Genomic DNA, 12,522 nt, shown 5'->3' on the forward strand with positions numbered 1-12,522 from the left:
ATTTGATTATTTTAAATGAGCCAAATTATTTTAATAGAAATGACAACGTTAAAATAATATTAACTCCTCTTCAACTAGTAACATTGGGCTACTGCGTTAATAAAATATATTCCGGTTGAAAAATAACTCACAACAATAAATAACAAAAGGTGATGCAGTGAAAGGGATGAAATTAAATATAATTGCATTAGAGATTTTTTTTTGCTGCTATGCAATGGCACCCTCTTTCTCGCATGCCGAATCATATTTTGACCCTGGCTTATTAATGCATGGGAGCGGGATTGATGTTTCTCTACTCGATTTAAATGACTTCGCCAGTAGCAACACCTTAACCCCCGGCGAATACGATGTCATGGTCAATGTCAATTTGATCCCTTCTGGGGAATTCAATATTGCATTTGATAAACAGCCCGATGGCCAAATTATCCCTGTATTTACCGTAGGTGAGCTAAAAAAACTGGGGGTGAATACCTCTGCATTACCTAAATTAAGAGATCTTGGCGAAGAGGCTAAGATCGAAAAACTGTCTGACTATATTGCTGATGCAACTACCACGTTCGATGCCCAAACATTGACTGTGAATTTATCCGTGCCACAAATTGCCATGGTGCCTAACTTCGCGGGTTATGTGCCACCAGAATTGCGTGATGACGGCGTGACCGCATTAGTGATGGACTACGTCTTTAACTACAGTAATAACCGTCAGTTAGCTCAACATCACCAACAATCTAGTACCAGTGATTCTCTATTCGCTAACTTAAACGCGGGGATCAACGTCGGTGCATGGCGCCTGAGGACCAGCTACCTGTACAACTACAGTAAAAGTAGCGGAAACTCAAGCAACAGCGATTCCAACTTCACTAATACTTATGTTTATCGCACCATTAACGCGATTAAATCCACCTTGCGTGCCGGTGAGATTTCAACGGGAGGCAATATTTTTGACTCCATTCCCATGAAAGGGGCAACGCTGAAATCCAACCCTCAACTCGACCCCAGCAGTATGCAAGGGTTTGCCCCTGTGGTGGAAGGGTTTGCTAACACCAATGCCACTGTCACCGTGCGCCAAAACGGCAGCGTGGTTTACCAAACGTTCGTAGCACCGGGCCGTTTTATTATTCGTGATATCCCTGCCAGCGGGTTGGCGGGGGACATGGAAGTGACGGTGGAAGAAGAAGATGGCAAACAAACGGTCTTTACCCAAGCCTATTCCTCACTGCCGATGATGGAGCGCCAAGGCTCGTACAATTATGAGGTTTCTACAGGGCGCTAGGGGATGACTCGGTTCCGTTTCGACCCTTCATAAAACGGTCACAACGACCATTTTGAAACAATCAAAGCAGGCAGCTATCGCGGCAATATACAAGCGCTCACTCACTTAAAGTGGATGAGCGCAGATCTCATCGAAGTCACCTTTCGTGATAAGTATCTTTAGCATTTCACAAAATTTCTTCTTAAACTCAGCGCAGAATAATAATTTGACGTATAATCAACCAATTGAATGGCTGTATTAACTTTATTATCATAAAAAATAATCGTTTATAGGCTGGGTAAGTTCATTGGAGGGGATATGTTAGATTTTTTAAAAAACTACGACAATTTAACTATTAGTGAAAAAAAAGTCTTAAAATACCTGACCGATAATATTGCGGACATCCCCTACTTAAATATTAATGAACTCGTTGCTAAAACCTTCGTGTCTAAAACAGTTATCATTAACTTATCTCAAAAACTAGGCTTTAGTGGATTTAAAGAGCTTAAATTTCAGATTAATAATTATATTTTAACGAAAAATAAAACCGAAAAAACACTTCCCTCATCATATAAGAAACAGCTCGAAAAAAACATTAATAAAAGTTTTACATTAATTAATGAAGCGCAAATTAATGATTGCGCTAAAATATTGCATAAATCGAGAAATATTTTTATTGTGGCAAGAGGAACGAGTAAAGCGGTTGGTTATTACCTTGAGCATTTGTTATTTGCATTAGGCCTGCATTGCTTTTTCATTAATGACTACAACTTATCTGATTCCTTCACACGGCTAGTTAGCAAAGATGATACTGTCATTTTTATCTCACTGTCTGGCGGTACTAAAAAAATCATTGAAACAGCAAAAATTGTGCAATTAAAAGGGGCAAATATCATTAGTATGACTGCGTTTAATACTAATGAATTAACCAGTTATACAGATAATACTCTGTTTTGTTTTGCTGATAATTTTGATACCAAACGGGATGATACAAAATCCAGAATCGGATTTTTTATATTAGTTGATTTACTTATCAATGAATTAGAAAATCTACTTTAAATTATTGTTTTATTATTTGATCTATTTTTATTGTTAGATTCATTCATTAATGCGCTATAATAAATGACTTAGGTCATAATTTCTGACCTAAGATAATTTTTAAAACCGCGACATCATTTCTTTTATAAAACCCCCAAGCTAGTATGCCCTTAATTCTAATAATAGAAGTCATAAGGAAATAGTATGGCCAGAAGAAAGTTTGGTGAGTCAATTCAACGCTTTGGGAGAACATTACTCCTTCCTATCGGTGTATTAGCACCGATAGGTATGATATTGGGTATCAGTGGTGCGTTAGTGCAAACTTATATGATTGCACGTTTTCCTTTTCTCGGTAATGAAACGGTTAACGCATTACTTGTCAGCATTCGTTCAATTGCAGGTGTAATTTTCGATAATATTCCCTTGCTGTTTGCAATGGGGGTGGCCTATGGTATGAGTCATCGAGATAAGGGGATTGCCGTCTTCGCGTCGGTTGTCGGCTATTTATCGCTGATCATCACCATGAACATTTGGTTAGTGCTTACTGGTAAGCTTGCAGACCCTGCAATGATGGGCCAAGTGGGGCAAATTAAAGTTCTTGGTATACAAACCTTAAATATCAGTGCCGCAGGGGGAATTATTACCGGTTTGATTGCGGCCTGGGCGACGGATAAGTTTTATAACCTTGAACTACCTACCGCATTTGCTTTCTTTTCCGGGAAAAAATCCGTTTCTATTATAATGATAGGATTAATGATTGGGGTGGGGGCGTTATTACCATTTATTTGGGAAGTATTGGTCCAAGGTTTAATGAAACTCTCTTCAGTATTTTTAAGTCCTGTAGGGCCATTTTTTACCGCAGGTGGTGAACGTTTATTTATTCCATTTGGTTTACACCATGTATGGAACGTTTTATTTAGATTTACTGAAGCGGGTGGTACTTATGTTATTGACGGACAAACCTTTGTTGGTGTTGTTCCTGCATTAACTGAGGTGCTATTTAACCAAGGCCCGGATAGTGAATATTGGGCGATGATGCCAAGTTTGACTCGCTTTATGGCACAGCAACAAATGTTAGTCACACTATTCCTATTCCCTGCAATTGCCCTTGCTATTTATAAAACATCGAAGAAAGAAAACCGCGCAGAAGTGAAATCCATGCTGGTTACCATGGTATTAACAGCCATGCTTGGTAACGTCACGGAGCCACTCGAGTTTACTTTCGTATTTATTGCGCCATTACTGTACTTAATTTACGCCATTATTGTTGGTATCGGTGCGGTATTACTTTCTTTAGCTGAGGTCGGTATTGGTTATATTCGTGGAACCGTATTTGATTTCACTATTTTTGGTTTACTGTACGAAAATACTAACTGGATCTTCTTGGTTATTATCGGTAGCTGTTTAGCTGTCGTCACTTACTTTATTTTCTACTGGGCCATTATTAAGTTTGATATAAAAACACCAGGTCGCGAAGAATCGAGCAATCTGAAAAATACCTTAATTAAAGAAAAACGTTATGGTGAAATTGCAGAAATTTTAGTCCAAGCGTTAGGCGGCAAACAAAACATTCGTAACGTAGATAACTGTATTACCCGTATGCGTATTGATGTCGGAGAAGTGAACCAAATTGATAAAGATTTAATGTTGGAATCAGGATGTACCGCATTCTTCTTTCCATCGGCAAACCACGTCCATGTTGTATATGGACCGAAGGTTGAGTTCGTTCGCAATGCTGTTGATGAAGCAATGAAGAAATAAAGAAGGGATACGAAATGAGAGCATTATACGATTCTAAAAGTAAAACTATTGATGACCGTGGAATTAAAAACTTATTGTCTGATGAGGCAAAATATTCTACTTGGTTAATGTTTGAATCCATGTTGGCTCAAGCTCAAGCGGAACTGGGATTTATTCCTCAATCAGCGGCAGATGAAATTAAAGAAAAGGCCGTAATCGAAAATATCGATTTTGAAGAAATGAGCCGTATTTACCAAAAAATAGGCCATGGCTTTGTACCTTTCTTGAAAGTTTTAGTGAATGCGTGTTCTGAAGAAAGCGGTAAATATATCCATTATGGAATTACCACGCAAAATATTCAGCAAAGTTCACAGCTCTATATGATGAAAACTGTACACCATAAATTTATGTTGTTACTGGGTGAAATCATCGAAAACTTAGCAGGTTTAGCCGAAAGAACTAAACATATGGTGATGCCGGGAAGAACTCATGGACGTCATGCCATCCCTATCACCTACGGCTATAAAGTTTCGGTGTGGATCAGCGATTTCATTGATTGCTATCAACGCATGAAAGAGTGTGAAAAACGCGTTTTCACTATCATGATGGGTGGTGCAGTTGGTGCATTTAACTCAATGCCTGGTGTTGGTATGGCAGTACAAAAACGTGTCGCTGAACTGGTTGGGATGGAAGCCATGGAAGTGCCATCCAGAAACTTGAGCACACATAAGCTTGAATATATGGCAAATTTAGCGTTGATGGCGAATATTTGTCATAAAATTGGTGAAGAAGTCTATAGCACAACGTTAGAAGAAATTGCAGAGGTCTCTGAAGGATTTACCAAAGGAACTGTGGGTAGTAGCACTATGCCCCATAAAATAAATCCAAAATTGGCTAAAGGAATTATTGCTAACTCGCAGAAATTATATTCCTTACCGAGTGTTGGTATGTATTCCGCTGTAAGGCCTTATGAAGGTGATAGCAGTTCTTATATGTTATTTGATGGGTTAATCGAAGAAGCTTTGGAATTGACCACGGAAATTTTATTAAGAACCGAGGAGCTTTCGAGGACGATTGTGCCACATGAAGAGAGAATGCTTCATAATGTATTGAGAAACAAAGGGTTAGATAATACCGAGTATGTCATGATGAAGATGGCGGAAAAATTGGGTAAAGATAAAGCGCATTCCCTCCTGTATGAAGAAGCCATTAAAACGGCTGCGGATGGGGAAGATTTCTATACTAATTTAACCAAAAACAGTGTGATATCAGCGGCATTCAGCCATGAAGAAATTAAGGCAATGCTTGACCCGAGATCTTATATCGGGCTATCCGTTGAAATTGCAGAAAAAGAAGCAAAACGTGGACTAACCACGGCACAAGAAATTAAACAACAGTACAAATAGGTATTTTTAGTATCTATTAAAAATGTTTAAAACAAGGGGCTGTCTATTATATAGATAGCCCCTTGTTTATTTATTTGCCAGCGAGTGCTCTTGGGAATAATAAATTATTTTCTAGGTTAATGTGATTCATCAAATCATCAATCAATTCATTGATACCATTATATAGTACACGCCAGGTGGTGCAGGCTTCTGGTGGCGGTGTAACATTATTGGTAATACCTTTAATTGCCTCTAATATATCACCTGCATCATCGTGTTCTTGTTCCATAACGCTGATTGGGCCGGCTGCGTTTTTGCCCATTCCGTTTTTTATCATAGGAAACAAAACACGTTCTTCTTTCATCATATGGCTAGTCAATTCTTCCAGTAATGCTTCTAAGTATTTTGATAGCCCTGTTGGTACGGTTGGTTTGTTTGCATGAACTCGTTCAACCTTTTGTGCTTGTAGAATAAGTTCAGGTAATTGCTCTCTGTGCCTATCATGATAACGAACAATAATGAAATCAATAATGTCACTGAGTGGCGCTTCTCGCCAATCTTTCTCTAAGGTTTCTGTTGATAACTCAAGTAATTGACTTTCTAGCTGGTCAATGTCTAAGTTTAATTTTTCTGCACTTCGGCTGAGTGTTTGTTTTCCACCGCAGCAGTAATCCATATTATATTGACGGAACAACGATGAGGCTCTAGGAATAGATAATGCGAGTTGCCCAAGTGTTTTATCTCTAAATTGCATATGAGTTATCCTCTAAAAAATCATAAAATTCTGACGCTTTTTTCTAAATAAATTTATGCAGATAGTGCCCATTGACGAGCAATATTGCGCCCATATTCACGGCAGTCATCCAATGTTTTTGAATCAGGCTTCCATTTTGCTTTTAAAGATAATGCGGTATCAAAACCGGCATCCATCAAACGTGTTTGAACACGGTCAACGGCGCCACCATTCCAACCAAAACTTCCGAAAGCAGCGGCTTTTTTATTTAAAAAACGTAAGCCTGTAATTTCTTCAAGCATACCTGCTATTTTGGGCATCATGACATTATTCATGGTTGAGGTACCGACCAAAGCCGCTTTGGAGCGAAAAACATGAGTAATAATGTCGTTTTTATCACTGCGTGCAACGTTAAATATTTTAACTGCGACATTAGGGTCGGCTTCATTGATGCCTTGAGCGATCGCATCTGCCATTAAACGGGTATTATTTGACATGGTATCGTAGAAAATAGTGATGCGATCTTCTTGGTAATCTGCTGCCCATTTCAAATACAATTCAATGATTTGATTTGGATTATCACGCCATACAACTCCGTGAGATGTCGCTATCATATCGACGGGTAGGTTAAAGCCTAAAATTTCATTTATTTTTGGAGTTACTAAGCGGCTAAATGGGGTAAGAATATTCGCGTAATATCGTTGGCATTGTTCGAATAACTCATTTTGGTCGACTTCATCATTAAATAATCGCTCATCACAATAGTGCTGCCCGAAAGCATCATTACTGAAAAGTACTGCATCTTCAGTAAGATAACTCATCATGCTATCAGGCCAATGTAGCATTGGCGTTTCAATGAAGATCAATTGCTTATTATTACCTATATCGAGTGTATCCCCTGTTTTAACGATCTTGAAATTCCATTCAGGATGGTGGTGGTGACCATTAATTGAGTCAATGGCATTGGCGGTGCAATAGATTGGGGTATTCGGAATAAAGCGCATTAATTCAGTTAATGCGCCAGCGTGATCTTCTTCAGCGTGGTTAATGACGATGTAGTCAATATCACTTAAATCAATCTGTGAGCGTAAATTTTCAACAAACTCACGGCTAAATTTATGATCGACAGTATCAATGAGGACATTTTTTTCTTCACGGATTAAATAGCTATTATAACTACTTCCCTTTAACGTTTTATATTCTGTTCCATGAAAATCACGTACTTCCCAATCACGTTGCCCCACCCAATGAATGTTATTTTTTACATGAATCGCCATATTAATTTTGTCCTGTATTTTTTAAAGTATAAGAAGACATAATCAATATTCATGCCAATATTTAATATATTGATTTTTAATTAAATTAAAATAAATCATTATAATCTATGGTCATAATGACTATGTTAATCATGGTCATTAAGACTATAATTGTTGTCAAATTGACTATGAGGAATGGGCATGGGCTTTTCTGTTGAGGCACTAGCAAAGATTGCAATAGAATTACAAGATGGTATGGGGCATTCAGATCGTTTTCAGCGTTTGATTACCACGCTAAGGCAATCATTGGGGTGCGATGCTTGTGCGTTATTACGCTATGAATCAGGCCAATTTATTCCTTTAGCAATAGACGGATTAATGGCTGATGTTTTAGGTCGCCGCTTCTCTTTGGCGGGGCACCCCGGCTAGAGGCCATTGCAAGAGCCGGTGATGTTGTGCGTTTTCCCGCTGATAGCCAGCTCCCTGACCCATATGATGGGTTAATTCCTCATCATCAGCACCTAAAAGTTCATGCTTGTGTCGGCTTACCCTTATATGCGGGGCAAAATCTTATCGGCGCATTAACATTAGATGGCATGGAGCCTGATCAATTTGATGCATTTAGTGATGAGTCACTTAGATTAATTGCCGCATTAGCCGCAGGTGCATTAAATAATGCATTGCTTATTGAACAGCTTGAAAACCAAAATATATTGCCGAATAACCCCGTACTATTTAAACCTTCAGGAGAAACTGAAATTATTGGTTTATCTCTTCGTATGCAGCAATTAAAAAAGGAAATTGATATTGTTGCAGCGTCAGAATTAAATGTTCTGGTTGGCGGGGAAACGGGAACAGGAAAAGAGTTAGTTGTTAAATCTATCCATGAGAAATCCCTTCGAGCGGCTCACCCTCTTATTTATTTAAACTGCGCGGCATTACCTGAAAGTGTGGCGGAAAGTGAATTATTTGGCCATGTTAAAGGTGCTTTCACTGGGGCAATTAGCCACCGTAGTGGTAAATTTGAAATGGCGGATAATGGTACCTTATTTTTAGATGAAATCGGTGAGCTCTCATTAGCGTTACAGGCAAAATTACTGCGAGTATTGCAATATGGTGATATTCAACGAGTCGGTGATGACCGTAGTTTGCGTGTTAATGTCCGTGTGTTAGCGGCAACTAACCGTGATCTACGCGAAGAAGTGTTAGAAGGTCGGTTTAGGGCCGATTTATTTCATCGTTTAAGCGTATTTCCTCTATTTGTTCCTCCATTAAAGGAGCGCGGAGACGATATTATTTTATTAGCGGGGTATTTTTGTGAGCAATATCGTCAGCGTTTTAGTTTATCCCGTGTGGTACTGAATTCATCATTACAACGGTACTTACTCAACTATTCATGGCCAGGCAATGTGCGTGAATTGGAGCATGCGATTCATCGTGCCATTGTTCTTGCTCGTGCTTCAAGTGATACGGGTGAAATTATCTTACAGCCTCAATATTTTATTTTTGATGATAATAAACATGAATTAACGGAAGCATCACAAAAAGCCGTATCGCTAACTAAAAACTTACGTGAAGCAACGGATGACTTTCAGCGTACGCTTATTACACAGGTACTGGAAAAAAGCCACCATAATTGGTCTGCGTGTGCTAGAGAATTATCTTTAGATATTGCTAACTTACATCGACTAGCTAAACGGTTAGGTCTGAAATAAAACATTAATACCTGTTTTATCAGGAGTACTCATGAATACTTATCTTATTAGCAATGTTTCTTTTCCATATAGAGTTTTACATATTTTTTAAGCTGTTCAAGTTCCTTGTTATCATTTTCGTTACGCTGTAAATGCCGAAATAATATAGAGATTTTCTTTAAATCAACGTGGTTTTGTTGAATACGTTTTTCAAGCGCAATAAGGGCTCTTTTCTTTGATGCGTGGTGTGCAAATTGCTTGTGCAAAATAAGTAGATACAACCAAATACTTTGTCGAGTTATAAAAAAATCAAATATAGGCGAGTGAGGGAGATTTGCTTTTTTTGCTAGCAATAATCCACTAAATAAACGGTGCATAAATTGCGTTGTGGAAGGTTTATTTCCTTGAATTAAAGCCGTTACCCCTAATTTAAATTGCTGCTCAGATAGATAAATTAATTGCTGGTAACGTTTGGTTGGGTTGGTTGGATAAATCCACGCGAAAGCAGCCATTGCAACTAATGGGCCTGAAACTATTGCAATGGCATTACCTATACTTTGAGGGAGTGACAGAGAAAAAGGATAGCTTGGTTGGAGTAAAATTAAAGAAACCATAATATAGTCAAAAGCAATTAAAATTAGGCGGTTATAGGAAAAAATAACAACACCGCTAATAATCACTGGAACAATGAAAAAGGTCATCTGCCATGATGAAGAGGCAAAAGGCCATAAGTACCATGTACAGATTAACGCAGCAATAGCACCAAACAATTGGCCTGTGAAAATATTTTTCATGAATTTAGCGGGGTAATCGAGGGAGGCGAATAGAGCCAACATTACCGAAAGACCGAGAGTAAGATAAGCCAATACTTGCCACTGCGTCCATAGCCATAACAAGCCAACTACAGCGATAGCCATAAAAGAACGAGAGAAGGCATGCCACGCTGAAATTTTATCTTGATGGAGTTTTAATTTGTCGGTTTTATTTATCTTCTTGATTGATTTACCAAAAGTAGCATAGTAAAGCGGGACTAACAGCATTTTAAGTACCCCATTAGGACACAATGACAAAATGTGTTTCCATTGAGTATCTGTTGGCTCTTGCGCAGGAAAATAGAAAGGAGCAATAGGTTGGTATTTATCTAAGTGTAATAATATTTGGCTCTGAAACATGAGTTTTTGACGCGCTTTAGCGACTTGTTTACGGTGATAACGCCAACCAATACGGTGAGTTTCTAAAATTTCTTCATAGCTTGCCATGGTTTGCCAAAGGTGGTCGATCTCGTGTTGCTTAATTGGGCGCTTTTTCTCGAGTGAGTCATGTAATATTTGGAAGAAGAGCGTATTGGTTTGATTTTTAAGAGTAATGACATTATCTTGCTCACGCTTAGGCGTAAAAAGAAAATTGAAAATCACGGCTGAGAGAACGCCAACCAAAATCGTCCATAGCCGATCCCAAGCGACCATAAATAAATTGTCAGTAATGTGAACGCTCAACATGCTCACCATCACAGCGGAGTAACCCGCTAGAAAAGTGCCATAAGCGACAAAGCCCTTTTGTAATTGGCCAATACCACTGCAAATACCTAACCAACTCGCGAGCCCTATAATAAATAGTAATGGGTGAATAAGGTGAAGTTGAATCAAAACGACGCCGGCAAGTACACCAAAGACCGTTCCTGCAAAACGCCACCAACTTTTTTCCAGTAAATTTTCACGCCAAGGTTGGGCAGAAGCCCAGACAGTCATGGCTGCCCATTGAGGATGAACCAACTCTAAGTATTGCGCGATAAACAACGCGGCAATTGATGCACAAGCAGTAATAGCAGCAAAGCGAAAGCGTGCTGGGTTAAATCCCAAGAAATTCAGTAAACTTATTATTTGTGACATAGAATATGAGTGAATTTGGCGTGTTAAAAAGGTATTTAGTTGATAAAATCAACTAAAGTCAGTGTGATTATTCACTAATTGGTTGATAAAATCAACTAAAGAGGCGTTATGCGTACAGAACAGGCTCGAGTATTTGGGGTGATTAGCCGGGCAGCTCACCATTATATGAAATGGATGGGAGAGCCTTACGGTATCAATGCAATTGAGTGTTTGATGATTTTACATATTCATCAAAATGATGCATCAACCCTAGAGCAAATCACCAAAGCGATGGTTGTGGATAAATCAGTAACAACTCGAGGTGTGAGCAAATTTTTAGCTAAGGAGTGGGTTGCTAAAACGAATAGCTTAGTCGATAAACGGGTTTATCATGTTTCGTTGACCCCCCTCGGCAGAACGATTGTGAATGAGCTAAATTGTAAACTAGATAAGTGGAATGATTATTTATCAGCAGACTTGCCAGAGCTGGAGGCTGAGCAGTTATTTAACGCATTAGACAGTTTGGCAAAGCGAGCCATTGAAAGCTCAGTGGCAGATTTTCCGCGTTTATTAGAAGAACCAACTGAGTGAGGTTGAGTAACCAACGTTATGGCTGAATCGTGGACACAGGAAGTAATACTACTTCAGATAAATTCTCAGGTATGGGGCTGAGTTTATTACTCATCATGATTAATTCACCATCTTTTTCAATTCGTGCACTCATTCCTAAGGTATATCGTTTGGATTGAAATTCTTCAGGAAGAGTGACTGTAAATGCGATACTACGTCCTGTGCTTTGTGTTTTGAAACTGTAATCCAGATTAGACTTTGCACTGTTTTCATTTTGTTGTATTGAGGTCAATGACAGCGTAACTATAGCATTTTCAGGAATATCGTAAGAGTGTGAATAAATATTACCACTGATATGGTAAGTGGGGGTATGAGTAAAGTAATTCATTAAAGTATTACTGCAAGCAGATAGCATGAAGGTCATAAAAATTATGAATAATGAAAAAAAATGTTTTTTTGATAGAACGGAGTTAATATTTAACATTAAAATTTCTCTTTAGCAAAATTTAATTATAGTGATGAACGAATAAACATTTTTTGAAGGAAATATCGTATATAGGAATAAATATTTTTTTTTGTGTCATATTTAGAGAGTATCGGCATTTCTGATTTTTCTCCGGTGTATAAAATACCAATACGAGGTAAAGTCATAATTAAATTTTCATCAAGGTCGACTTTTTTAAAGGATTGTCGCAGTTGCCTGACAAGCTTGTAATAACTACTTTCAGTCACGATCGTGCCTCTTTTTTCCCAGATTTCATACATGACTTCTCTTTTGCTATTTGTTTTTATTAATAATAATTTAAGCAGGCATGATTCATTTTCGGAAAGGTTAACGACATTTTTTTCACGAGAGAGAGTTCGTTTCAGTGGGTCATATACGACATTCCCAGATAAGAGGATCATTGATTCCTTTTCATTATAGTCAATATTATTCATAAAATTTTGTACTGTTGATAAATCGGTCATAATTTATATCTATCCTG

General features: G+C 38.3%; 9 protein-coding genes and 2 pseudogenes. 6 read left to right on the plus strand and 5 right to left on the minus strand.

Annotated elements, in window-relative coordinates; translation table 11 throughout:
* Positions 1–166 precede the first annotated feature (166 nt).
* From PR809_RS06615 to PR809_RS06630, 4 genes are all read left to right on the plus strand, one after another.
* Complete coding sequence (locus PR809_RS06615; protein ID WP_206276706.1) at positions 167–1,273, plus strand: fimbria/pilus outer membrane usher protein; 1,107 nt, start codon at positions 167–169, stop codon at positions 1,271–1,273.
* Between the two features lie 297 nt (positions 1,274–1,570).
* A complete protein-coding gene (locus tag PR809_RS06620) occupies positions 1,571–2,311 on the plus strand; it encodes a MurR/RpiR family transcriptional regulator (protein WP_102138738.1) in 741 nt (246 codons plus the stop codon).
* 183 nt (positions 2,312–2,494) lie between these two features.
* Complete coding sequence (locus PR809_RS06625; RefSeq protein ID WP_102138739.1) at positions 2,495–4,051, plus strand: PTS transporter subunit EIIC; 1,557 nt, start codon at positions 2,495–2,497, stop codon at positions 4,049–4,051.
* Between the two features lie 14 nt (positions 4,052–4,065).
* Positions 4,066–5,436, plus strand: coding sequence for a class-II fumarase/aspartase family protein (locus tag PR809_RS06630; protein ID WP_102138740.1), 1,371 nt, complete (start codon positions 4,066–4,068; stop codon positions 5,434–5,436).
* A gap of 70 nt (positions 5,437–5,506) precedes the next feature.
* On the opposite strand, the gene ytfE is transcribed toward PR809_RS06630, so the two are convergent.
* Complete coding sequence (gene ytfE, locus PR809_RS06635; RefSeq protein ID WP_102138741.1) at positions 5,507–6,169, minus strand: iron-sulfur cluster repair protein YtfE; 663 nt, start codon at positions 6,167–6,169, stop codon at positions 5,507–5,509.
* Positions 6,170–6,228: 59 nt separating this feature from the next.
* Positions 6,229–7,425, minus strand: a pseudogene (norV, locus tag PR809_RS06640) (anaerobic nitric oxide reductase flavorubredoxin); the annotation flags it as partial.
* Positions 7,426–7,605: 180 nt separating this feature from the next.
* On the opposite strand from norV, the pseudogene norR reads away from it, so the two are divergent.
* A pseudogene (gene norR, locus PR809_RS06645) lies at positions 7,606–9,119 on the plus strand (nitric oxide reductase transcriptional regulator NorR).
* A gap of 47 nt (positions 9,120–9,166) precedes the next feature.
* Here the strand turns inward: norR and PR809_RS06650 are convergent.
* Positions 9,167–10,987, minus strand: a complete 1,821-nt coding sequence (locus PR809_RS06650; RefSeq protein ID WP_102138743.1) for an FUSC family protein — start codon at positions 10,985–10,987, stop codon at positions 9,167–9,169.
* Positions 10,988–11,095: 108 nt separating this feature from the next.
* Here PR809_RS06650 and PR809_RS06655 point away from each other — a divergent pair, with 108 nt between their 5' ends.
* A complete protein-coding gene (locus PR809_RS06655; protein WP_166266128.1) occupies positions 11,096–11,557 on the plus strand; it encodes a MarR family winged helix-turn-helix transcriptional regulator in 462 nt (153 codons plus the stop codon).
* A 16-nt stretch (positions 11,558–11,573) separates the two neighbouring features.
* On the opposite strand, the gene PR809_RS06660 is transcribed toward PR809_RS06655, so the two are convergent.
* Together PR809_RS06660 and PR809_RS06665 are read right to left on the minus strand one after the other, a co-directional pair.
* Entirely contained in the window at positions 11,574–12,020 is a 447-nt protein-coding gene (locus PR809_RS06660) for a YbaY family lipoprotein (protein WP_102138745.1), read from the minus strand.
* Positions 12,021–12,046: 26 nt separating this feature from the next.
* On the minus strand, positions 12,047–12,475 hold the full coding sequence (locus PR809_RS06665) for a winged helix-turn-helix domain-containing protein (RefSeq protein WP_166266229.1): 429 nt from the start codon (positions 12,473–12,475) through the stop codon (positions 12,047–12,049).
* Positions 12,476–12,522: the final 47 nt, after the last annotated feature.

Source organism: Providencia sp. PROV201 (assembly GCF_028479545.1).
Classification (GTDB): Bacteria; Pseudomonadota; Gammaproteobacteria; order Enterobacterales; family Enterobacteriaceae; genus Providencia; species Providencia huaxiensis.

Excerpts from the sequence above, each read along its gene's own strand:
- PR809_RS06620 (WP_102138738.1), top strand. The coding sequence starts at position 1,571 with ATGTTAGATTTTTTAAAAAACTACGACAATTTAACTATTAGTGAAAAA.
- PR809_RS06615 (WP_206276706.1), top strand. The coding sequence starts at position 167 with ATGAAATTAAATATAATTGCATTAGAGATTTTTTTTTGCTGCTATGCA.
- PR809_RS06660 (WP_102138745.1), bottom strand. The coding sequence starts at position 12,020 with ATGTTAAATATTAACTCCGTTCTATCAAAAAAACATTTTTTTTCATTA.
- PR809_RS06625 (WP_102138739.1), top strand. The coding sequence starts at position 2,495 with ATGGCCAGAAGAAAGTTTGGTGAGTCAATTCAACGCTTTGGGAGAACA.
- PR809_RS06650 (WP_102138743.1), bottom strand. The coding sequence starts at position 10,987 with ATGTCACAAATAATAAGTTTACTGAATTTCTTGGGATTTAACCCAGCA.
- PR809_RS06655 (WP_166266128.1), top strand. The coding sequence starts at position 11,096 with ATGCGTACAGAACAGGCTCGAGTATTTGGGGTGATTAGCCGGGCAGCT.
- PR809_RS06665 (WP_166266229.1), bottom strand. The coding sequence starts at position 12,475 with ATGAATAATATTGACTATAATGAAAAGGAATCAATGATCCTCTTATCT.
- ytfE (WP_102138741.1), bottom strand. The coding sequence starts at position 6,169 with ATGCAATTTAGAGATAAAACACTTGGGCAACTCGCATTATCTATTCCT.
- PR809_RS06630 (WP_102138740.1), top strand. The coding sequence starts at position 4,066 with ATGAGAGCATTATACGATTCTAAAAGTAAAACTATTGATGACCGTGGA.